The sequence below is a fragment of the Mobiluncus holmesii ATCC 35242 genome (assembly GCF_000185445.1).
In the GTDB taxonomy this organism is placed as follows: Bacteria; Actinomycetota; Actinomycetes; order Actinomycetales; family Actinomycetaceae; genus Mobiluncus; species Mobiluncus curtisii.
In genome coordinates, this window is the sequence record NZ_GL622346.1 from 1,585,334 (window position 1) to 1,606,824 (window position 21,491).

The following is a 21,491-nucleotide window of genomic DNA, read 5'->3' on the forward strand; positions in this document are numbered from 1 at the left end:
TAATAGGATTAACGAGTCCCATTCCAGAAAGGTCGCGCGGCGGTGCGACAAAGGGGGGCAGGCTGCGGGATGGGGGGTGGCGGGGCAAGGCATGGTAACCCTTAGGGATAGGCGTGGGTTAGCGGGGGATTAAACGGGGGGGACCCCCGCGAGAGCGGGGGTCCCGATAAGCTAGAGCCGGGCTACAGCCAGCCGGTCTGTCAGTCCGCTTAGCGGAGCAGGGACAGCACGGTCTGGGGAACCTGGTTGGCTTGCGCCAGCATGGAAGTACCAGCTTGCTGCAGAATCTGACCACGAGTGAACTGCATCATCTCAGAAGCCATATCCGTGTCACGGATACGAGCCTCAGAAGCAGACAGGTTCTCTACAGCCACATTCAGGTTGTTGATGGTGTGCTCGAAACGGTTCTGGACCGAGCCGAAGTCAGAACGCAGCTTGGACACGGCGTGAATGGCAGTATCAATCTTGCCAATCTCTGCCATATAACCCTTGTGGTCTTTGATGGCGATATCAGCCTCTGTGCCCTTAACCGAGTACTTGGTATCGAGAGACTTCAAGGTAGTGGTAACCAAGTCCTCCAACTGAACAGAAATGTCGTCAACCTGAGCATCACCGTTAGCACCGACCTGGAAGGCCAATACACCTTTAGACTTACCCCACCATTCGGCTTGATCTTTACCTGCTGTTTCTGCAATCGCAAAGTCTGAACCAGTTACCACTGTGTCCTTATCAACCTTGGCACCATTCCACAGCAGCTTGCGACCATCAAAGTTCGTGGAAGCTCCCACACGAACCAGCTCCATCTTAAGCTGACCCATTTCCTGCTCGATGAAAGCACGAGCCTTAGAATCGTTAGTATCGTTAGCACCTTTCACAGCCAGCTCACGCATACGCTGCAGCATGTCATGAACCTCATTCAGGGCACCCTCAGCGGTCTGGACCACGGAGATACCATCCTGAGCGTTCTTAACAGCCTGCTTGTTACCACGGACCTGGGAGCGCAAGCCCTCAGAAATCGCCAAACCGGACGAGTCATCGGCAGCCCGGTTAATCCGGAAACCAGACGACAACTTTTCCAGGGATTTGCCCAGATTGGACTGGGTCAAGGACAAGTTACGGTAGCTGTTCATAGCCATGATGTTCTGATTAATAGACAAAGCCATTTTTAAAATCCTCCTGATTAGACCAGTCGGCAATTTACCGTCCTGGTAGCCTTGCGTCAGACTTCCTGTCCGACAAACCATTCAATCGGATAGCAGACAAGAAACTTTAGGAAAAATGTTTCCGAGATTTAATTTTACGGCATTTTCCAGCCCACGCCAGGAAAATTCCCTATCCACCAGCACCCTGCATCGACCGGGAAGGGGCAAACCGGGTCGGAAACACCCGGATTTCGGGCTACGCCACGCTCAGCAGCCGCAGGACCCCGCGGGGAGCCGACAGTGCCTGAGATAACACCGCGCGGGAAGACTGGTTCAAAATCAGCCCCCGCATGTAGTTCATTGACTCCGCTGCCATGTCTACATCCTGCATCCGGCTTTGGGCAGCGCAGAGGTTCTCTACCGTGACATTCAAGTGATTAATCGTGTGGGCAAAGCGATTTTGCACTGCGCCGAGCGCGGCACGCGCCCCGGAGATGACTTGAATCTGATCATCAATGTTTTCGAGGGAACGCTGGAATGCGGCATGGTCAGCGTCCTGGGGAATGTGACCAATCTGATTTTTGGCAATATCAGTCACATCCACAAAGGTAATCGCGATGACCTCCACATCGGAGGCATTCGCCCCCACCTGGAAACGCAACGCATCGGCTGGCTCCACATATTTCCCGCCCAGAATCCGACGTCCCATCGCTTCGGTAGCCTGACCAATCCGCCCGATTTCCACGCGGATAGCGTCCATCTCGGCACCAATCTGGACCCTGGCACGCAGTGAATACGTATCGTTGGCGCCTTTCACTGCCAGCTGACGCATCCGCTGGAGCATATCGTGGACAGCATCCAACACGCCGTCTGCCGTCTGAGTCAGGGAAATTCCATCTTGCGCGTTCTTAATCGCCTGGCGGTTACCCAACACTTGCGTCCTCAACCCCTGCACCAACGCCAGACTGGAAGAATCATCGGCAGCCGAGTTAATGCGTTTACCCGAGGACAGGCGCTGCAGGGACTGGTGCAAGAGCTGCACCGCGCTGGCGTTATGCCGGTAAGCATTCAAAGCCATAATGTTGGTGGTGATGCTGCGCGGAGCGCCTCCACGTGCCTCACGGGACCGCGGCGCACCCCCCAACGGGGTCAACACCGCGTAGCGTGAAAAAGCCCCGGATTTTACAGCAGCGAGACGGGTCCCCGGCGTGTCAGAACGCGCAGCCCCGGAATCGGGAACAGCATCGGCGGCAGGGTCCCCCGCATCCTCGGCAGCATCCCCCAACCCAGAAGTCTTACGCAGCGACCGGGACCCCTCAGCACAGCGCGAGGTGCCAAACGAGGGCATCTCGGTGTCATCATCCGAGAAAGGCTCGGTACAGTCATCGGAGCCGGGTGCAGAAAAACCCGCCGCGGACATGCCTGCTGACATAGCGACGGAGTATCCATCCACAGTTAACGTGGTCATCGCTCCCACCATCCTTGGGGCCAGTTCAGAGGGGTCAGACACAGGGTGTCAACCCATCACCGAGGAACATTCCTTGCCCTCGCGCGGGACAGATTTCGGCTTGCCCGAAATTGCACCATAAATTTAGTGTAAAGCGCGGCGGGCGAAATGTGAACAGTCCCATTTCAATTGTGCAAATGACAGGACAAATGCCGTCCGCCCGGGGAATGCACCCAAAAGGCCTATTGAACAGGAGAACACGCCTTAGGCATGGGCAAGTTGGGACACGCGCTGAGGGCTGACCCCCATCAAAGTGGCTATGTCGCGCACGCCGAGGTTGGCCTTTTTCAGTTTTGCGACCGCGGAACGCGAAGCGGCGGCAACTTTCGCCTCGGCATCGCGGGCTTGCGCGGCAGCCTCTTTATATTTTTCAACTTCGCTAATGTATTCAGCCATGTCGACAACGATGTGGACATCGAAAGTGTCTTCCGGGCGGCCGGTCATCAGGGCTGAAGCGTCCTTGACCATGTCCACCAGCTGATCCAGGCGCTTCGCCTGTGTGCCGTATTCCTTGCCATCGCAAGTGAAGTCGGCCACCCACCAGCCGTTTTCACGGATAGCATGGGCGGTGACGTTGGTCATCTTCTGGGTTTTCGAGGTTTTTGGGGTTTTTGCGGTCATCGGCTTGCCCTCCTGATAATGCCCTTAGCAAGGTGTTCCTGGATTTCGCGGTGGCGCGGGATTGGCTCGGACCATTGCCCTATGCGGACTTTGGTGTGGTTGCCGCCTTCTTCGAGTTCCAGCGATTCGCCTTTGCGGCTTGCGATATCGGCAAGGCGTTTCAGCAAGTCGCGGCGTTTCATGGATTAATACTAGGGTACTTGAACGATTAATTCAAGGGTTATTTACTCATAGCATCTGATTGCCACCTGAGGCCAATATACACAAGGGAAAAGGACAAATCACCCCCGCCGAGACCAAGCAGCCCCAACGTAAGAAATCTGCAAGTGCCGCGACTAAGTGCGCAAATTCGTCGAAAAACCGGTGCCATATCGCTAGCAAAGTCGCGCGCTACCCATGCCGGCAAACAAGGGACACCCCGCACTACAGACGGGTTCGCAGCGCCGTCCAACAAGCGCGTTAGTAAAACGGAAACAATGGACTTGAGCATTTGCTCCGAAAGAATAGATACAAAGATATCATCCATACCTCTTGCCGTGTGGGGGGATGGAAAAGTTTGCTGGGGCATGCGCTCGAACCCAGAACAATCGCAGTGAACACAGTGAAATCTGGGTGCATCGGACATGAGATAGATTGCAAAGAGAAATACTCCCCAAGGAAGCACAGAAACATCAGTTGAGTTAATCATGTGTTTCTGTTGTGTGCGGGAACCTAAAAACCAGCACCAACCCGAGAACGCAACCAAGGGGAGAACGACGCAGGGCGAGTGTAATCCAAAGCTTGCTCCAGCCGGCGAACCAGGGACGTTCACCAGCCGTGATGTCGGGCTCTGTCTGTTCGCCGCGGTCGACCTATCAGCAGGCCCGACAACAAGCAGTACGTTTCAGACCCGCCAACCCACGATTCACCCGCTCGCGTCAGCCATTGATATGCCCGTCATCGAAGCCGAAATTCACGTGGCTAGCATCACAAAACGGGGTGTTCTTGGTGCCCGCACACCGGCAGAGCACATAGCGATTTTGCACCGGGTAGGTTTCACCGTTCGCGTCCGTCAGCGGAATCCCGCCCTGAACATAGATTCCGGCAGAACACTCATTTTGAGGGTCTTGGGCGACGACCACCAACGGCTCCAAATCCGGTTCCTGCACGGCACCCTGTGGATCCAGGCGCGTCAAACGGCCCGCCGGGCATTCGTCAATGACCTTGGTGGCCGCCGCCACCTCGGCCGGAGTTTGCGCCGTGGCGACCTGCGTCCACGCATCCCCGGCGGGTCCGTGACAAAACCGGGCGTAAGCGCAGCGCCCATCGTCGCCCATCCGCAACTGGGGACCTTCCGCAATGTCGATACGTTCGGTATAAGGCTGGTGATTGGCCGTTTCCGTACCCGCAAAGTCCACCTGATGATGCGAACCGTCACAAAACGGCTTGTCATGCGACAATCCGCAGCGGCACAGGGCGTAAGTTTCGCTCTGGGGCAGGGCGCGACCCGGATCCTAGGTGTAGCCCGACCCATCGGGATGAATCCGCGCTTCTCGCAGCGGTACCCCGCCGGTCACCAGGTAGGGCCCGCCCGCGCTGACTTTGATTCCCATTCCCTTTGCTGACTGAGACATCGCAAACTCCTCGCTGAAACTTGACCATGAAAAGGTCAATAAAGTTTATAGAATCTGTACAGAACTGTACTCGCAATGACTGCCGCGCGGCACTGGGGAAGCCTGAAAAAAGACTGAATTAAACCCGAGTTCCCCCGGAATTTGCCGCAATCGCGTACCTTACCAGGCGGTAACCTTTAGTCTTATAAAACCGCATCGGTCGAGGTCAAGGCGACACGCCGAGATTAATTGTCCTGACAATTACCTGAAATAGGGATTTCCTGCAGAAATGCCCCGTATTATTTCTAAAGTGGCAGCACAGACTGCCGAATATGTCAGGTGTAAGTCGACGAGGCTGACACAGCTGAATAAATCGATAATGGAGACATAGATGCAGTTGAATGGTTTGGGCAATTACCAGGCGAACGCCTTAGGCGCGCCGTGGAACAATGCCACGACCTCCAAAGAGCTCGCCACCGCGAACCACGGACCCTCCGGGCTGAGCGCAGGTTTGAACGCCCTGCGCGGAGCATCTCGGACCGCCCCGGTCGCGCCCGCAACCACCCCGGCAGGGAGCCATCATGCCACGGTGGACGGTTTCGGCGACGAAGTCCGCGTCTCTCCCACTTCCAGCACTCGCGCGGAAGTCTCAATCGAAAACTATAAATCCCAAACTGCCCAAGCTGCCGTCACCACTGCCAACGTGGTCAACGATTCCCTGGGAAAGACCGACCAAGTCCTGACCGGCATGAAAGCCATCGTCTCGGAGCTGTCCAATCAATCCCTGACTCGCACCCGGCGCGCCGAACTGACCGAAGCTTTCGGGCTGCTGGCAAAGCGACTGGATAGCCTGGTCGACCACGAATCTTTCGCGGGGCACAAGACCCTGGACGGTCGATTCCGCGCCACTTTCACCGTCGGCGATTCCGCCCGCGTCACCGTCGATGCCACCCTGCCCAACGGCAAAAGCTTTAACACCGAAGGCTTAGGACTCCAAGGCTTCGCCGACCTGTTGGCAACATCGCACCGCAACGACACCCCGGCAGTCGTGCAGAGCCTCAACATTGCCCAGGGTGCCGTCGCCCAGGTCCGCACCGGTTTGAGCGAAGCGACCGCCTCGACGGTAAACGCGATGTCTGCCAGCTCCAAACTGTTGAGCGCCGCTATCGGAGGCACCCCCGCCCTGGCTCAAGGTTTGGTCGCAAACACGATGTCGCAGCTGTCACAATCCGGCTCTGCCGCCTTTACTGCCCAAGCAAACACGGCGATTTCTTCCGCCCTGCGGTTGCTGTCCTAACGAGCTCACCCCGGAGACACCCGTTGAGTCTCCCGTCTCTCCCGGCGATTTAGATTTGCAGCGGTAACAACGCCCCCAAATCCGCACGATTCCCCGAAGCTGCCACGAATCCTCGCGAAACGGCTGTCGACCAGGTCAGACCCCCGACTGCCAACGCCAACCACACTTCCGGAGACATCTCAATCACCGCCGGCGGCGTCCCGCGCCGATGCGTCGTCCCCGGCAAAATCTGGACCGCGCCAAAAGGCGGCACCCGCACCTCCACCGCCTGACCCGGCGCTGCGGCTTCCAACCGCTGCAGGGTGAAACGCACCGCGGTCGCCACCGTGTCACGCGGGATTTCCCTGGTAAAATCCGGCAAATGTCCTGTCAATTCAGTGAACGAGACGGGCGCCGGAGAATCCCCCACTCCACCGCCATGAGCTGGGCAGACAGCGGAAACACAAGCAGAAACGGCAGCGCGACCGGCTGCGGAAGAAATCTTTTTTGCCACGACAATAAACTCCCTATTCCCAGGTTGCTTTCAGGATGCTATCATTGATTAAACAGCTTGGTGACCGGGAGAGTCACCATCCATACACTTTAGTCCCAGGATTACCGGAACGACGAGACGCTAAGGAAGGCCATCATGGTAGTGCAACTGACCACCAACACCAACGCCAGCCTGCAGGCAATGCAACCGGCAGCTGCGACTGCCCCCACCCGGAGCACCGATGCTCTGCAACGCGCGGCGGCACCCAACCACGCGGATTCCTTGGATTTGCGGGCAAACCCCCTGGCAGCGAAAGTCGGTCAGACTCACCAGACACTCGCCGCTGCCCAACGCGGAGTGGAAGTCTTACGTGTCGCCAACGAGCACCTGGATGCCGCCGCGAAACACCTGGAATGGATACACAGCGTCGTTGAAGCGGGCAAATCCGACCCTTCCGCCCGTTTAGCTCTGGCTGACGGACTCTCCCGCCTGGATCAAACCCTGCACGCGGCGCGCTATCAAGACCAGGACGTCCTGGACGGCACCGACTTTTCTATCGCTCCCGGCGCACACGGCGCAGGTGTCACCGTGGCGATTGGTTCTGCGGATTTGCAGGATTTGGCGTCCCTGTTAGCTACCGGGGGACGTGGCATCGCCGCTATTAATCTGGATGACAAAGCCACCTCGATGAAATCCGTGGACCACGCCGATTTGCTGCTGTCTCACGCCAAGATTCAAATCGCGGCACAGACTTTCGCGCTGGGCGGACTGTTCAACTCCCTGACCGGCAATCTCGACGAACTGGGCGGTTCGGCTCTGACCCCCGACCAGGCTGGCGCTGCCGCACAGGATACCCAGTCCACTATTGCCGCTGCCCCCTCAGCTGCGATTGCAGCGCATCGGGTCAGCACGACTGCCGCACAAAACCTGCTGCTGAGCTAACAAAACACTACAAACATCCGGGACCGGTCTCTGATGAGGCCGGTCCCATGCTATGCCGGCGTTTTGGCACCGCGCACGGCACATTCCGCCACTGACCCCCGGCTGGCGCCATTCCGCGCCCGCGATAAACCGGGCTGGTTACACACCAAGCTGGTGAGGACCGGCAGCAAACTAAACCTGACCGGCAGCAGCGGAAGGTTCCCCAACCAAGAACGCGGGGCGTTCCCAACCAGCTTGGAGGAACGCGGCAGTCACGTCTCGCGCGACCCGATCCACGTCATCCAGGCTAACCAGCGCGATAGCACAGCCGCCGAAACCACCGCCCGTCATGCGCGCCCCCAACGCCCCGGCATCCCGCGCCGCCTGAACTGCCAAATCCAACTCCGGGCAGCTAACCTCATAATCGACACGCAGCGACTCGTGAGATTCGTTCATCAGCTGACCCAACTTGTGCCAATCCACCGTGGGACGCATCAGCTCGTAAGCAAAGTTGCGGGTCCGCACGATTTCCGTGAGCACGTGGCGCGCCCGACGGAACACTTCTACCGCCGATTCACCCTCGCCCAGCCGCTCGGAAAGCCGGGACAAAATCGCTGCAATATCTGGGTTTTGCAGCGGACGGTCAAAGTCAGAGGGCTGCAGCACCCCTGCCAGCTCGCCCAGGAACTCCACCCCCATCGCTGCCGCCGCAATCTCGCAGGTCTGACGGCGCGCCGCGTATTGACCATCTGCCAAGTCATGACGCGCCCGCGTATCAATGACTAACAGTTCCATCCCCGCTGGCGCCAGCGCAAACGGGAAATCGATAGTCTCAAACGTCCGGCAGTCCAACAGGAACACCTTATCCGGGTGGCTCAGCAGCGCTGCCGCCTGATCCAGCCCACCCGTAGGCGCTCCGACATAAAAGTTTTCTGCCCGTCGACCCGCGTCAACCAGCTGGTGACGACCGGGAATCGACCCCGCCAAGCCAAACCCGCACAGCGCATCCACCCCGACCGCCACGGCACATTCCAGCGCCGCCGACGAGGATAGCCCCGACCCCAGCGGCACGCAGGAATCCACCGCAATATCAAAGCCGGTCGCCGCCCCCGGCTGTTCCAACACGTCCTCCAGGCTCAAAATCGTGCCCCCCACGTAAGCCGCCGGTCCGCGCACCAAGCGCGAACCGTCCTCGGGAATCGCATCGGTCAGACCGCGGGAAAACTCGTCCAAATCCAGTTCCAGAGCCGCACTGCCGGGAGCGAACTGGGCGGAAATCAGGCGCAACCTGCGATCCGAGCGCGGACGCATCGCGGCATAAGTCGCGTGCGGCAGGGCCAGCGGCAGCGCGACCCCGCCGTTGTAATCCGTGTGTTCCCCGATGACATTGACCCGTCCGGGGGCGCGAAACACGCCCGCCGGTGCCGCCCCAAACGTGCGCTGGAACAGCTCGGTGACGCGGGCAGCCCCCTGTTGGGTCGGGTAGGGGTCCATGAATAGTGGCTGCGCCGAGTCTGAGCCAGCCGGAGGATTGACCGGGGCGGCAGGGGCGGCAGGGGTTTGGGCTGGATTAGCGGGGGTGGAATCGCTCATGTTTTGCCTCGTTTCGTGGTGTAGATTATCGGATTTGGTTCAGAAGGGCGGTTGACTTGGTTTACCCATTTAGGGAGTAGGCGGTGGGGCGGTGGCGCCTAGCGGAAAGTCGTGGGATAGTCCAGACCCGCAAAAGCGTCCAGTTCCACACACTCGCGCGCCGCCTGGCGGGCGCGAGTAGCGATTTTTTCCGGAGTCGTGTCGGAAATCCAGGCACCCATCCCCGACTCGGAACCCGCGAGGTATTTCAACTTGCCCGGTGCGCGCAAGAAAGAGAAAAACTCACAGTGCAAACCCAACTGAGCGCGACCGTCCGCGGGCGACAACGGCGCTTGGTGCCACGCCGAAATATAGTTGACCGGCAAATATGCCCCCGGCTGCGCATCCTCGCCACGCGCCGGTTCCCGATGAAAATGGTTCGCCACAATCATCATCTTTAGGTAAATATCTGCCAACGCTTCGCGCTGCGCCGCGTCCAAAGCCGCGAAATCCGGCACGATACGCCGCGGCACCAGGTGAAACTCGATAGGCCACCGTGCCGCAACCGGGACATAGAGTACCCAATGCGCATTTTCTGCCACCACACGCGTGCCTGCCTGGAGTTCCGCGTCCCGCACGGAGGCGATGAGGTTCACCTCCGGGTCACCGGTTTTCTGCCCCAACGCCCGTGCCTGGCGCAGCATCGCCGCGGTTTTCGGCGTCAGGTAAGGGTAAGCATAAATCTGACCGTGAGGATGCGACAAGGTGACTCCGATGTCCTCGCCGTGATTTTCAAACACGAAAACCTGTTTTATTTGGGGCAACGCCGACAGCGCGGCAGTGCGATCCGCCCAGGCTGCAATGACGGTTTGCATCCGCTGCGGTCCCATCGAAACCAGGTTCGTGTGCAAGTCCGGACCGAAACACACGACTTCGCAACGCCCGTTCGCGGGGCGTTCACAAAACAGGTCCTGACCATCCGGGTGAGTCTCGGCGTTACTTACACCGGGGACTTCCAGCAGGGACGGAAAACGGTTTTCAAAAACCACCACGTCATAATCAGTGTCTGGAATCTCCCCGTCCTGATAGGTCGCGCCGGGACGCGCCGGACCCAGCGGGTTAGCATCCGCGGGCGGCAGGAAAGTGCGGTTCATACGATGCGCCGCCATCGGAATCCAATCCCCCGTCAACGGGTCCCGACGCATAATCGGACCCGATGTACCTCTTGCATCCCCCGATTCAAACCGAGGAGGCAACGGGCGCGGATCGTCGCAACGACGAGTCGCCCGCCCCGAAACATACGGCTCAGAATCATCAAAATAGAACAAATCGCGGCCATCAGCCAGTTTTATCGCAGTTTTACGTACCAGGTGTTCCATCACGTACCCCTTTCCGGGGTTAATTCTAAGCAAAACCTGCGCCCAAAGTGGAGGTATATGTGCCAACTGTGCGCAACTCTGACAATCCGGGAAAGCACCCCGTGTCGATGCGACGGGCGAACCGCGAAGATGCCCCCACACAGAGGGGCGAAACGGCGGGGCAAGCCGGAGAACCGCGGGGCGGGGGTCGACTAAACTGGTTGCATGGATAACATCTATGCTCACGGAATCGCGCGCGTAGCCAGCGCGACTTTTACCATCCAGCTGGGAGACCCCCACGCTAATGCCCGCCAAATCGTCGAACTGGCACGGGCTGCCGCTGCCCAACACGCCGCCCTGGTGGTGTTTCCCCAGGACTGCCTGACCGGCGTGACGCTCGGAGATTGGGGTGCCAACACCGCGGTCGCCAACGCCACCGTGTCAGCACTGCATTGGATTGCGACCCAGACCGCGGACCTGTCCATCGTGACCATAGTCGGGGCGCGGCTCGGCGGGGTGTCGCGCGCCGTGTCCATCTGGGGCGGAGACGTCCACGACGACATGGAACAGAGCTGGGGATTTTCTGCCACGAACCTGCCGGGGCTGCATATTGTGCCCGTAGTCGGCTCGTTGAATCGACTGGCTACCTACGACGCCCCCACTCCGACGAGCTTTTATACCCGCAATTCTTTCGGCGCTGCCATGTCCGGGAATTCCCTGCCCACCGCCACAATCATCGCCCACCTGGCGGCACCAGCGCACACGGTCGGCTCCATCCGGCACCTGCACCGCGCGGCCCGGACCCTGTCTCGGGACCTGCACCTGGCAGTCGTACAAACCATCGGTTCCCACGGCGAATCATCCACCGACGGGACCTACAGCGCCAGCGGATACATTGCCGCTGATGGTCAGGTCCTGGCTGCCGAAACGCACCTGAGCCAAGCCGGTTTGACCCTGGCAGACATCGTGCTGCCGGAACTGGCGCGGTCGGTGCGCTACACTGGTCCGAGCTATACCGAGCTGACCGGATACGGAAGCTTCGAGGTAGCCCTGGATTTGGGCACCGAGATTCCCCTGCTGCAGCCCCCCGCGCAGCGTCCCCTGGTGCCCGTGTCTGACCGGCGCTACCGGGCTGACCTGCGGGAAGCCTTTGATATACAGCGCGACGCCCTGGTGAGACGCTTGCAGGCGCTGGGGAATGCGAACATTATTTTGGGGATTTCCGGCGGTCTGGACTCCACGCTGGCGCTGTTGGTCGCTACTGCCGCCCGCGACAGCGCTTTAGCGCATGAGTCGGGGCGGCAAACGGCGGAGCCGAACCGCAAAAGCAACGATTTGCTTTCGCCGGCGGAGCACCTTGAAAACACCCGCGACAGCGCTGGTTGCAAGCCGGAAATTCTCACCTTTACCCTGCCCGGCTTTGCCACTTCGGCACACACCAAGAGCAACGCTCAAAAACTTGCCGCCGCAGTGGGGGTGAACTGCGAACTTATCGACATCCGCCCGGCTGCCACCGAGATGCTAAAGACGATGGGGCATCCTGCCGGACACGGCGAACCCATCTATGACGTTACTTTTGAAAACGTACAGGCGGGGCTACGCAGCGACTACCTGTTCCGCCTGGCTAACCAGCGACACGGATTCGTGCTGGGAACCGGGGATTTGTCCGAAAGTGCGCTGGGGTGGACGACTTACGGGGTCGGGGATCACATGAGCCACTATTCCGTGAACTGTGGGGTACCCAAGTCGATGATGCCTGATTTGATTCGCGAAGCCGCCACGGTGCTGATTGAACGCAATCTCATCGCCGACCCCGCAGCATTGCGTGACACAGTGGAATCCATCATCGCCACCGATGTCACCCCGGAGCTGATTCCTGACCATGACAGCGATGGTCAGACGCAACACCAGACGACCGAGGGGTCAATCGGACCGTACCTGTTGCATGATTTCTTTCTGTACCACACGCTGCGCGGGGCCGGACCGGACCTGGTCGGATTCCTGGCGCTGGCGGCGTTCACCAAACCCGAGGAATGCGCCGACCCGGATGCTGCACACGCCGTGGGTACGGATGATACCTGCCCGGATTCCATCGGCAGCTCTCCGTGCTGTTCCCATGGCAGCGGGCAAAACGAGGATCGCTACTTTACCCGCGAGGAAGTGCTGAAATGGCTGGAAGTGTTTTATCGCCGTTTCCTGACCCAGCAGTACAAACGCTCTACCTCGGTCGATGGACCGGTCATCTGGGAGGGCATGACGCTATCGCCCCGCGCCGGGTTCAATTTCCCCTCGGATTTATCCCCCGCAGCCACTTTGGCGCAACTGCAAAACCTGTAATTTGCACCAGCACCCCGGAGATACATGCACGAACGACCGATTTCAAACCAGAGTCAGGGCTTTCACCCTTTATCAATTTCCTAAACTACCAGGTTATAGCGATTTGGATATTGAAAGTTTGACTCCAGCCAAAGTGAAATCGGTCGTTCGTGTCAGGTAGGCAAAAATCAGATGACGCCGTGTGCCAGCATGGCATCAGCGACCCGGCGGAAACCGGTAATGTTCGCGCCATAAACGTAGTCGCCAGGCTTGCCGTATTCCTCAGCAGTCGCCAAGCAGTCGTTGTGAATCTCGCGCATCATGGCTTCCAAACGTTCCTCGGCATATTCAAATGACCAGCGGGAACGCGAAGCGTTCTGTTCCATCTCAAAGGCGGAAGTCCCCACCCCACCGGCGTTAGCAGCCTTGCCCGGCGCGTAGGAAACGTCGGGAGCGGACTGGAACACTTCAATAGCCTGCGGGGTGGAAGGCATATTTGCGCCCTCTGCCACATACTTGCAGCCGTTCTTAACCAGGGTTCGCGCGTCATTTTCGTCAATCTCGTTCTGAGTAGCGGCAGGCAGTGCTACGTCCACCGGGACAGCCCAGACTCGACCGGAATCGTGGAACTCCGCGCTGGGACGCTGCGCCGCATAGTCAGAAACCCGACCGCGGCGATGTTCCTTAATCTCTTTGAGCAAGTCCAGGTCGATGCCTTCCTTGTCATACACCCAGCCGTCAGAGTCCGAACAGGTCACCGGCTTGGCACCGAGCTGCTGGGCTTTCTCGATGGCGTAAATCGCCACGTTACCCGAACCGGAGACAGCGCAGGTCAAACCTTCCAGAGACTCTCCGCGATCTTCTGCCATGAACCGGGCGAACATGACCTGTCCATAACCGGTCGCTTCGGTACGAACCAGCGAACCGCCCCAGCCCAGACCTTTCCCGGTCAACACGCCAGCTTCGTGCACGCCGGTCAGGCGCTTGTACTGACCGAACAGGTAGCCAATCTCGCGACCACCCACACCGATGTCACCAGCGGGAACGTCGGTCTTGTCGCCAATGTGACGGTACAGCTCGGTCATGAAGGACTGGCAGAACAGCATGACCTCGTTATCCGACTTGCCGTGCGGGTCAAAGTCAGAGCCGCCCTTGCCGCCACCGATGCCCTGGTTCGTCAAGGCGTTCTTAAAGATTTGCTCGAACCCCAGGAACTTGATGATGTTGCGGTTCACCGACTTGTGGAAACGCAAGCCGCCCTTGTAGGGACCCAGCGCGCTGTTGAACTCCACGCGGTAGCCCCGGTTGACCTGGACATCACCATTATCATCGACCCAGGGAACGCGGAAAATAATCTGGCGTTCCGGCTCGGTCAAACGCTCCAGCAGCCCGTAGTCGGCGTATTCCGGATGCCGTTCGATAATCGGATCCAGCGAGATGAGCACCTCAGTCAAAGCTTGGAGAAACTCCGGTTCGCCGGGGTTACGGTGAGCAGTTTCTTGTAATACTTTTTCTAGTTTAGGATGCACGAGTTTACGCTCCTTTGTTTAATTGATTTTGTCGCGCCAAATATACCACCTGTCTCATTTCGCAAAAGAATCGTTCCGCATCTTGGACGTGTCTCGTAGCGTTTGGGGAGGGTCGCGGCGCCCCCTGGTGCACACCCCGAATCCCCACCAACACGGACAAAACTCGGCAACCACCCACACCGCCCTGGTGCGCCCGATCCAAACGCACACAACGCACACAACGCCCATCTAAAAAAGCGACCGGGAAACCCATGGGGTTCCCCGGTCGTGAAGATGAAAACCAAATCAGATTGACAGCGACACCATGTTCGTAGCCGCTTTGAACACATCGAGAGTCGGTTCGCCCGGATGCCACCCGCACGAAGTCAAACCGCCGGATTGCAAAGCGTTGAGCTGGCGCACCAGCTCCTCGGCGTTACGCCCGACCGAGCCATCGTCAACCGAGACAAAACGCACCCGGTTATCGGGGTCGACCAAGAACGACGCACGATCACACACACCATCGCGGTTCAACACCCCGACCGCTTTCAAGAAGTCATGAGTCAGGTCGCTCGCCAAGGGGAACGGGACGTTTTTCAGCAGCTCGTCCCTGGAGCGCCAAGCCAGGTGGACGTACTCGGAATCAGTGTTCACCGCCACCACGTCACAGTGGCGTTCCTGCAAATCCTCATACACTCCGGCGATTCCGGCTAACTCGGTGGGGCACACAAAAGTGAAGTCCTTGGGCCACATGATAAACAGTCGCCACTGCCCCTCCGGCACGTCAGCGGAGCGCACCCTGGTAAAGTAGTCTTCTTCCTTGTTAACGGGCAGCTCAGAGAGCACCCCGCCGACTACTGCCTGAAAGTCGTACTCCGGGAACTCGTCGCCAATTGTCAAAATCGCCATAGCTTATATCTCCTCTGGACTGATAGTCAGCGCTAACCACTGACGTGGTAATTCTATGCGAAAGCCGCAAAATATGCAGGTTTATGCGGTTTCGCTACCTCTACGCGAGGGTTATTCGAACAAATCGGGCAAGACCTGGGTGCTGGCGTGAACCAAGTCTTTCACCGCGAAGCTCACTTCACCCTGCGAGAAAGTAATCGACAGGTCATGCCCGCCACTTTCGCCAATCCGCCACACACCGATGCCCGCCGCTGCTGCGTTGCGACACACCTCGTCAACCTGGCTCGTGCGAACACAAACCACGGCTCGTGCCTGCGTCTCACTGAACAGCAGCGCCGTCGCGCCCAGCCCCGTTTCGGCCTCAAGCTGACGCAAGTCCAGGCGCGCCCCGATTTCAAAACGGCACGCCATATCTACCACGGCCTGTGCCAAACCGCCGTTAGACAGGTCATGCGCTCCGAGGTGAGCCTCGCTGGTCGCGCCAGCAATCAGCACTTCACCCAGCGCCTGTTCCGCGGCAAAATCCACCACCGGCGGTTGCCCGCCGAAGTGCCCGTGGAATCGCGCCCACGCCGACCCGTCCAGCTCCGCGGCAGTTTTGGCGCCGAGCAGCAAAAGCTGTTGCCCTTGCCCCACAAAACCGGCAGGCGCCACCCGCGTCACCGAATCCATCAGCCCCAGCATACCCACCACCGGGGTCGGGTTGATAGAAGAATCCGGCTGACCCATCGTGTCCCCGGACGAGTTATACAGCGAAACGTTACCGCCGGTCACGGGCACTTTCAGCGTGGCGCAGCCGTCTGCCAAACCCGTCATCGCCGTCACCAGCTGCCACATGGCGTCCGAATCCTCCGGGTTGCCGAAGTTCAGGCAGTCGGTAATCGCCATCGGGCGCGCCCCGACCACGCACACATTGCGGTAAGCCTCCGCCAGCGCCTGCTGCGCCCCAGCATAAGGATTCAACTTGGTGTACCACCCGTTCGCATCCGTAGCCAGCGCCACCCCGCGCCCAGTCTCTTCGACCACGCGAACGACCCCGGCATCATCCGGCTGAGACAGAGCGGTGTTGCCGCGCACGAACCGGTCGTATTGGTCCGTCACCCAATTCTTTGCTGCCTCGTTCGGGCTGGTCACACACACGTCAAGGATTTCTTGGCGCAGTTTCTCCGGGTCGGTGTCCCCCGGCATCGCCAACTCGTCGCGCGCCATCGCTTCCAACACCGTGTTCGCGTTCAGCGCGTCTTGCCAAGACGGTTTCGCATAAGGGCGGTCGTAGACGGGAGAATCAATGGCAACCGTTTTCGGGTCCACGTCCACAATGCGCTGACCGTGGTGATCCACCGTCAAACGCCCGTCCCCGGTGACCTCGCCAATCACAGCATATTCCACATCCCACCTGCGGACAATGTCCACAAACTCGCTGAGGTGCGATTCTGAAACAATCGCCATCATGCGCTCTTGAGACTCGCTCATGAGGATTTCCCCAGCGGTCAAGGTCGGGTCACGCAACAGGACTTTCTCTAGGTCCACGTGCATACCCGAGTCTCCGTTTGCTGCCAGCTCGGACGTGGCGCAGGAAATCCCCGCCGCTCCGAGGTCTTGAATCGCCTCTACCACGCCGGCTTTAAACAGCTGTAAACAGCATTCAATCAAGACTTTTTCCATGAACGGGTCGCCGACCTGGACGCTGGGACGCTTTGCGGGCATCCCGTCCTCGAACGACTCGGACGCGAGGATGGATGCCCCGCCGATACCGTCACCGCCGGTGCGTGCCCCGAACAGCACCACGTGGTTACCCACCCCGGTCGCGTTCGCCAAGTGAATGTCCCCATGCCGCAGCACCCCCAAGCACAAGGCGTTGACCAGCGGGTTTCCTTGATAGCTGGGGTCAAACTCAGTCTCGCCGCCGATATTGGGCAGCCCCAGGCAATTTCCGTAGCCACCCACGCCAGCAACCACGCCATGCACCACGCGAGCCGTATCGGGGTGGTCCACCGCGCCGAAACGCAGCTGGTCCATGACCGCAACCGGGCACGCCCCCATCGCCATGATGTCGCGCACGATGCCACCTACCCCGGTGGCAGCGCCCTGATATGGTTCGACAAAAGACGGATGGTTGTGCGACTCGACTTTAAACGTCACCGCGTAGCCGTCCCCGATGTCGACCACCCCGGCGTTTTGCCCCATGCCCACCAGCAGGTTTTTCTTCATTTCCGGAGTGGTTTTCGCGCCGAATTGTTCCTTCAAATGCTTCTTTGAGGATTTATACGAGCAGTGCTCGGACCACATGACGGAATACATCGCCAGCTCCGCCGCGGTAGGGCGGCGTCCCAGAATCTCTTTGATGTGAGCATATTCATCATCTTTCAGCCCCAACGCCCGGTAATCTTGCGGCTCATCGGGGGTCTGTGCAGCATTTTCAACGGTGTCATAAGTCGTCATGAGTGGTTCCTTCAGTAGTTTTGGGTGGGCGGTACGGTCAGTCGCGGTTCTTCGACATGGGCTTTCGTTTAGACCAGCACCGTGTTAATCGCGGAAGTAAAGAACTTAAGACCGTCAGTTCCGGCGCGGTTGCGCGAGCCGGGAGTGGGACCGAAACCCGGCTCCACAGCGTGCTCTGGGTGGGGCATCAAGCCGACCACGTTCCCTTTTGCATTGGTAATCCCGGCAATGTCGTTTAGCGAACCGTTGGGGTTACCCAGCGGACCGGCATAGCGGAACACGACCTGACCTTCGCCCTCGAGGCGTTCCACGGTGTGCGGGTCAGCCCGGAAATTGCCCTCCCCGTTTTTCAGCGGAATGAGGATTTCTTCGCCCTCGCTAAATTCGCTGGTCCATGCTGTGTGATTGTTTTCGACCCGCAACACCTGGTCGCGGCAAATGAACTTTTTATGCTCGTTACGCATCAGGGCTCCATCCAGCAAATGCGCCTCAGTCAACACCTGGAACCCGTTACAAATCCCCAGTACTGGCATACCCCGACCAGCGGCCTCGACGATAGACTCCATCACCGGAGCGAAACGGGCAATCGCGCCACAGCGCAAATAGTCCCCGTACGAAAACCCGCCTGCCAAGACGATGGCGTCAACCTCGTGCAAGTCTGCATCCTGGTGCCACAGCTGCACCGGCGTGGCGCCTGCCAACCGCACCGCCCGGCGCGCGTCTTGGTCATCGAGGGTCCCCGGAAACGTCACGACCCCAACTTTTGCACTCATGCTTGGTCCTCCGTGACGGCTTTGACAGCCACAACGTCCTCGATAATCGGGTTGGACAGCAGGGTCTGTGCCGCCTGACGTGCCGCCTCAAGGTCCGCTTCGGTGACATCACCAGCGGTGTCCAAGGTGAAGCGTTTGCCCTGACGCACGTCCACAAAGTTTTCGATTCCCAGGCGAGCTAACGAGCCTTTAATGGCTTTGCCCTGCGGGTCGAGAATCTCTGGTTTCACCATAACCTCAACAACGATTTTTCCCATTTTTGTTCCTTTTCCGTGGATAGGGGCTTTCCGGGGTTCCGGCAAGCGTTTCAAAGTTTAGATGAGAGGTTGACCGGTCAGAATCCGGTACGCCTCGAGGTAGCGTTCGGTGGTGCGCTGGACCACCTCGGGTGGCAAAGCTGGCGGTTTGGCACTGCCGTGACGATCCCAACCCGACTGGGGGCTTGTCAACCAGTCTCGCACGTACTGCTTATCGAAACTGGGGGTGACCTGCCCCTCCACCCAAGCGTCGGCGGGCCAGAAGCGCGAGGAATCCGGGGTGATGACTTCGTCTCCCAGCACAAAAGAGGCAGATCCGTCGCTGACGGTGTCGCCGTGAACGTAATGTCCCGGCAACGCGCCGAATTCAAACTTGGTGTCAGCCAGGATGATCCCGCGTTCCGCCGCGATCTCGGCAGCTTTGCGATACACCAGCAACGTCAAATCCATGAGGTTTTTTGCCACCGCCCGTCCGTGCAGTTGGGCGATGCGGGCAGCGGACACATTTTCATCATGTTCGCCCAGTTCAGCCTTAATTGCGGGGGTGAAAATCGGCTCGGACAGTTTCGAGGCTTCCCGCAGCCCCGGCGGCAGGGCAATGCCGCACACCCCACCAGATTGCTTGTATTCCACTAATCCTGAACCGGTCAGATATCCACGAGCCACGCACTCGACCGGATACATCTCCAGTCGCCGGGTAATCATCGCTCGTCCCGCTACCTCTGCCGGCACGTCAACGCCCAAATAGTGCGTGTCCACCAAGCCGTTTAGCTGGTTAAACCACCAGCGAGACAGTTGGGTCAACACCGCTCCCTTGCCGGGAATGGGGGTATCGAGGATAAAGTCATAAGCTGAAATCCGGTCGGTCGCCACTAACATCAAACGATCCGCGGTAGCGATTCCGGCAGCGTCTTCGGGAATAAAGATTTCCCGGACTTTGCCTGCTGCCGCCTTTTTCCACCCTGGAATGTCTGGAATCTCAGTCACCGGGTGCTCGAGAACGTCGCTGGGAACATAATCTGGAGCTACAAGTTCAGCCATGCGTTCATTCTTTCACACAAGCGCCAACGCCCTCAAACCACCCTGCAAGGGTTCGGATAGCTCGATTCTGCCGCGAGCGCAGACAGCGAGTCGGTAAACGCCGGCAAAATCCGGGGATAACTGGTCGGAAGTACCGGAGGATACGTGCTGGGGTGTGAATATAAGGTGGGATTTGGGCAGTAGCTGCCATTATTGGCAGCTACTGCCCTATATTCACCCTATAATCCACGCACACCCTGAACCCGGAATAAAACTTATTAATGTCTTGGCGCAACTAGGGCATTGCAGGTTAAAACGTTTTTCCCCCGGCACGCAGCCGGGGGAAAAACGTAAAAAGAATCAGCTGGGCTAAACCCCCAGCGGGAAATCGCTAGTTAAAGCACATGACGCCGAAGCGACCCTTGCCGTAACCTTCGATGTCGAGGACAGAATCGCGACGCTCCACATACGAGGTAACCATCTTGTACTCGTTACCGGGCAGTTCCTCGCCGGGAGTGTACATCAAACCGATGGTGACGTGAGGGGCATCGTCCTTGTTCAACAGACCCGAGAAAATGTTGAGGATTTCGTAGACATTCTCAATGTAGCTGTCCGACAAGGTGCCGTTGTTGATTTCGTCTTGTGCCCCCGCAGCGGGAATCAGCTGCAGGGCGGCACCGGCATAGGCACACAAATCCAGGTCCATAATGCAGGCGGCACAGACGTTATTCATCGCATCGTTAAAGAACGCCACGCAGCAGCCGAATTCCTCATCCGGCTTGAGAATTTCGTAGTCCGGCGAAACCTCAACGCTGCGTCCTAACAGCATTTCAAACAGGTCGCGAATCTCTTTCGCGGTAGGCAAAGGGGTGGCACTCATCGGTTGAACGCTCCTAAAATTGACTTGAAGGTGGCGGCATCAAAAGGCTTTTGAATCAGGAAGTTCGCACCCGCCTGTTGTGCGATTTCCCGCATCTGAGGGGAACCCTCGGAAGTCACAAACCCGACCGGAATCTTTGACCCCGTCGCCCGCAGCTGCTGCAGCATCTCAATACCCAGCATATTTGGCATATTCCAGTCAGACAGCACCAAGTCAGGGGATTCTGACAGCGCCAACTGCAAAGCCTGAGCGCCATCCTCGGCCTCCATGACTTCCCAGTCGAATCCCGCCTGGCGCAGGGTACGCACCACGATTTGTCGCATCACTCGCGAATCGTCGGCAACAATAATACGCATCGATTACCTCCGTGTTCACCCTTAAGCCGCGTCTCGCGGGGTATTAAGGTCACTTATCGAGACTACCAGGAATTTGCCTTTCCAGTTGAGGTTTACGCTAACTAAAGGTGAATCCTGGTCAGTCGGTTTTTCTTTTTCAACTTTGGGAAGAACCAGGTTTCCGGAATCTTCCACGATTGATTTCATATTTCCGCCAATCACATTGACGATTTCTCCAAAAGCGTCCCGCTGGTCCTCTTCGGTCACTTCATCAGTTTCGCCCAGGAGGTACATGGCTCTGGTCAGGTCCTTGGCTGTGGAGTCTTCCATCGCTAGCATGACACGCAGCTGCTTATCCCCTTGAGATTCTATCCAAGCATAAATCGGATCCTGAAAAGGCTCGATTTCTTCGGTCCATTCCCTCACAGTGCCTTCGCGTTTATCAATCAGGGCATAGAAAACGTCGTTCGCAATGTTCAACACCGCCTCGCGAATTTCCTGGTCCATTTTGCTCTCCTCGTGTTCCTTACTGACGACAGACTCCGGGCATTTGGTTTCACCGACCGTCC

General features: G+C 58.5%; 20 protein-coding genes. 3 read left to right on the forward strand and 17 right to left on the reverse strand.

Features of this window, described 5'->3' with window-relative positions:
- Positions 1 to 209: 209 nt before the first annotated feature.
- The 5 genes from HMPREF0576_RS06775 to HMPREF0576_RS06795 form a co-directional block, all read right to left on the reverse strand.
- Positions 210 to 1,163, reverse strand: a complete 954-nt coding sequence (locus HMPREF0576_RS06775) for a flagellin N-terminal helical domain-containing protein (protein WP_013189023.1) — start codon at positions 1,161 to 1,163, stop codon at positions 210 to 212.
- 235 nt (positions 1,164 to 1,398) lie between these two features.
- Positions 1,399 to 2,610, reverse strand: coding sequence for a flagellin N-terminal helical domain-containing protein (locus tag HMPREF0576_RS06780; protein ID WP_245527367.1), 1,212 nt, complete (start codon positions 2,608 to 2,610; stop codon positions 1,399 to 1,401).
- A 243-nt stretch (positions 2,611 to 2,853) separates the two neighbouring features.
- The gene (locus tag HMPREF0576_RS06785; protein WP_004007529.1) at positions 2,854 to 3,270 is read right to left on the reverse strand and encodes a hypothetical protein; all 417 of its coding nucleotides are present in this window, start codon (positions 3,268 to 3,270) and stop codon (positions 2,854 to 2,856) included.
- Positions 3,267 to 3,452, reverse strand: a complete 186-nt coding sequence (locus HMPREF0576_RS09455; RefSeq protein WP_036324903.1) for a hypothetical protein — start codon at positions 3,450 to 3,452, stop codon at positions 3,267 to 3,269. Before HMPREF0576_RS09455 ends, HMPREF0576_RS06785 begins: the two co-directional genes overlap by 4 nt.
- Positions 3,453 to 4,187: 735 nt before the next feature.
- Positions 4,188 to 4,748: a CDGSH iron-sulfur domain-containing protein gene (locus HMPREF0576_RS06795; protein ID WP_262360605.1), complete on the reverse strand. Its 561-nt coding sequence runs from the start codon at positions 4,746 to 4,748 to the stop codon at positions 4,188 to 4,190.
- A gap of 505 nt (positions 4,749 to 5,253) precedes the next feature.
- Between HMPREF0576_RS06795 and HMPREF0576_RS06800 the strand changes: the two genes are divergently transcribed.
- Positions 5,254 to 6,159 (forward strand): flagellin family protein, encoded by a 906-nt coding sequence (locus HMPREF0576_RS06800; protein WP_004011265.1) that lies wholly within the window; start codon positions 5,254 to 5,256, stop codon positions 6,157 to 6,159.
- Positions 6,160 to 6,208: 49 nt separating this feature from the next.
- Here HMPREF0576_RS06800 and HMPREF0576_RS06805 read toward each other — a convergent pair whose 3' ends face one another.
- Positions 6,209 to 6,652: a sterol carrier family protein gene (locus HMPREF0576_RS06805; RefSeq protein WP_004011266.1), complete on the reverse strand. Its 444-nt coding sequence runs from the start codon at positions 6,650 to 6,652 to the stop codon at positions 6,209 to 6,211.
- A gap of 135 nt (positions 6,653 to 6,787) precedes the next feature.
- On the opposite strand from HMPREF0576_RS06805, the gene HMPREF0576_RS06810 reads away from it, so the two are divergent.
- Positions 6,788 to 7,573, forward strand: coding sequence for a hypothetical protein (locus tag HMPREF0576_RS06810; protein ID WP_004011267.1), 786 nt, complete (start codon positions 6,788 to 6,790; stop codon positions 7,571 to 7,573).
- Between the two features lie 171 nt (positions 7,574 to 7,744).
- Here the strand turns inward: HMPREF0576_RS06810 and galK are convergent, their stop codons facing one another.
- Together galK and galT are read right to left on the reverse strand one after the other, a co-directional pair.
- The gene (galK, locus tag HMPREF0576_RS06815) at positions 7,745 to 9,145 is read right to left on the reverse strand and encodes a galactokinase (RefSeq protein ID WP_004011271.1); all 1,401 of its coding nucleotides are present in this window, start codon (positions 9,143 to 9,145) and stop codon (positions 7,745 to 7,747) included.
- Between the two features lie 98 nt (positions 9,146 to 9,243).
- Complete coding sequence (galT, locus tag HMPREF0576_RS06820) at positions 9,244 to 10,503, reverse strand: galactose-1-phosphate uridylyltransferase (protein WP_036324333.1); 1,260 nt, start codon at positions 10,501 to 10,503, stop codon at positions 9,244 to 9,246.
- 204 nt (positions 10,504 to 10,707) lie between these two features.
- Between galT and HMPREF0576_RS06825 the strand changes: the two genes are divergently transcribed.
- Positions 10,708 to 12,819 carry a hypothetical protein gene (locus HMPREF0576_RS06825; RefSeq protein WP_004011274.1) on the forward strand — a complete coding sequence of 704 codons (2,112 nt, stop codon included), beginning with the start codon at positions 10,708 to 10,710 and terminating at the stop codon, positions 12,817 to 12,819.
- A 167-nt stretch (positions 12,820 to 12,986) separates the two neighbouring features.
- Here HMPREF0576_RS06825 and gdhA read toward each other — a convergent pair whose 3' ends face one another.
- The 9 genes from gdhA to HMPREF0576_RS06870 all read right to left on the reverse strand — a co-directional run bounded on the left by gdhA (position 12,987) and on the right by HMPREF0576_RS06870 (position 21,429).
- Positions 12,987 to 14,327 (reverse strand): NADP-specific glutamate dehydrogenase, encoded by a 1,341-nt coding sequence (gene gdhA, locus HMPREF0576_RS06830; protein WP_004007539.1) that lies wholly within the window; start codon positions 14,325 to 14,327, stop codon positions 12,987 to 12,989.
- 285 nt (positions 14,328 to 14,612) lie between these two features.
- The gene (locus HMPREF0576_RS06835; protein WP_004007541.1) at positions 14,613 to 15,215 is read right to left on the reverse strand and encodes a redoxin domain-containing protein; all 603 of its coding nucleotides are present in this window, start codon (positions 15,213 to 15,215) and stop codon (positions 14,613 to 14,615) included.
- A gap of 111 nt (positions 15,216 to 15,326) precedes the next feature.
- On the reverse strand, positions 15,327 to 17,657 hold the full coding sequence (purL, locus tag HMPREF0576_RS06840) for a phosphoribosylformylglycinamidine synthase subunit PurL (RefSeq protein ID WP_004011275.1): 2,331 nt from the start codon (positions 17,655 to 17,657) through the stop codon (positions 15,327 to 15,329).
- Between the two features lie 68 nt (positions 17,658 to 17,725).
- Positions 17,726 to 18,430: a phosphoribosylformylglycinamidine synthase subunit PurQ gene (purQ, locus tag HMPREF0576_RS06845; RefSeq protein ID WP_004007543.1), complete on the reverse strand. Its 705-nt coding sequence runs from the start codon at positions 18,428 to 18,430 to the stop codon at positions 17,726 to 17,728.
- The gene (purS, locus tag HMPREF0576_RS06850) at positions 18,427 to 18,687 is read right to left on the reverse strand and encodes a phosphoribosylformylglycinamidine synthase subunit PurS (RefSeq protein ID WP_004007544.1); all 261 of its coding nucleotides are present in this window, start codon (positions 18,685 to 18,687) and stop codon (positions 18,427 to 18,429) included. Before purS ends, purQ begins: the two co-directional genes overlap by 4 nt.
- Positions 18,688 to 18,744: 57 nt before the next feature.
- Positions 18,745 to 19,728 (reverse strand): phosphoribosylaminoimidazolesuccinocarboxamide synthase, encoded by a 984-nt coding sequence (locus HMPREF0576_RS06855; RefSeq protein WP_004007545.1) that lies wholly within the window; start codon positions 19,726 to 19,728, stop codon positions 18,745 to 18,747.
- A gap of 370 nt (positions 19,729 to 20,098) precedes the next feature.
- Entirely contained in the window at positions 20,099 to 20,587 is a 489-nt protein-coding gene (locus HMPREF0576_RS06860; RefSeq protein ID WP_004007546.1) for a hypothetical protein, read from the reverse strand.
- Entirely contained in the window at positions 20,584 to 20,943 is a 360-nt protein-coding gene (locus tag HMPREF0576_RS06865; RefSeq protein WP_004007547.1) for a response regulator, read from the reverse strand. Before HMPREF0576_RS06865 ends, HMPREF0576_RS06860 begins: the two co-directional genes overlap by 4 nt.
- 21 nt (positions 20,944 to 20,964) lie before the next feature.
- On the reverse strand, positions 20,965 to 21,429 hold the full coding sequence (locus HMPREF0576_RS06870) for a chemotaxis protein CheX (protein ID WP_004007548.1): 465 nt from the start codon (positions 21,427 to 21,429) through the stop codon (positions 20,965 to 20,967).
- Positions 21,430 to 21,491: the final 62 nt, after the last annotated feature.

Coding starts and splice junctions, on each gene's coding strand:
- HMPREF0576_RS06800 (WP_004011265.1), top strand. CDS start 5,254: ATGCAGTTGAATGGTTTGGGCAATTACCAGGCGAACGCCTTAGGCGCG.
- HMPREF0576_RS06870 (WP_004007548.1), bottom strand. CDS start 21,429: ATGGACCAGGAAATTCGCGAGGCGGTGTTGAACATTGCGAACGACGTT.
- purQ (WP_004007543.1), bottom strand. CDS start 18,430: ATGAGTGCAAAAGTTGGGGTCGTGACGTTTCCGGGGACCCTCGATGAC.
- HMPREF0576_RS06785 (WP_004007529.1), bottom strand. CDS start 3,270: ATGACCGCAAAAACCCCAAAAACCTCGAAAACCCAGAAGATGACCAAC.
- HMPREF0576_RS06835 (WP_004007541.1), bottom strand. CDS start 15,215: ATGGCGATTTTGACAATTGGCGACGAGTTCCCGGAGTACGACTTTCAG.
- purS (WP_004007544.1), bottom strand. CDS start 18,687: ATGGGAAAAATCGTTGTTGAGGTTATGGTGAAACCAGAGATTCTCGAC.
- galT (WP_036324333.1), bottom strand. CDS start 10,503: ATGGAACACCTGGTACGTAAAACTGCGATAAAACTGGCTGATGGCCGC.
- HMPREF0576_RS06810 (WP_004011267.1), top strand. CDS start 6,788: ATGGTAGTGCAACTGACCACCAACACCAACGCCAGCCTGCAGGCAATG.
- HMPREF0576_RS06825 (WP_004011274.1), top strand. CDS start 10,708: ATGGATAACATCTATGCTCACGGAATCGCGCGCGTAGCCAGCGCGACT.
- HMPREF0576_RS06775 (WP_013189023.1), bottom strand. CDS start 1,163: ATGGCTTTGTCTATTAATCAGAACATCATGGCTATGAACAGCTACCGT.
- HMPREF0576_RS09455 (WP_036324903.1), bottom strand. CDS start 3,452: ATGAAACGCCGCGACTTGCTGAAACGCCTTGCCGATATCGCAAGCCGC.
- HMPREF0576_RS06855 (WP_004007545.1), bottom strand. CDS start 19,728: ATGGCTGAACTTGTAGCTCCAGATTATGTTCCCAGCGACGTTCTCGAG.
- HMPREF0576_RS06780 (WP_245527367.1), bottom strand. CDS start 2,610: ATGACCACGTTAACTGTGGATGGATACTCCGTCGCTATGTCAGCAGGC.
- HMPREF0576_RS06865 (WP_004007547.1), bottom strand. CDS start 20,943: ATGCGTATTATTGTTGCCGACGATTCGCGAGTGATGCGACAAATCGTG.
- purL (WP_004011275.1), bottom strand. CDS start 17,657: ATGACGACTTATGACACCGTTGAAAATGCTGCACAGACCCCCGATGAG.
- HMPREF0576_RS06860 (WP_004007546.1), bottom strand. CDS start 20,587: ATGAGTGCCACCCCTTTGCCTACCGCGAAAGAGATTCGCGACCTGTTT.
- galK (WP_004011271.1), bottom strand. CDS start 9,145: ATGAGCGATTCCACCCCCGCTAATCCAGCCCAAACCCCTGCCGCCCCT.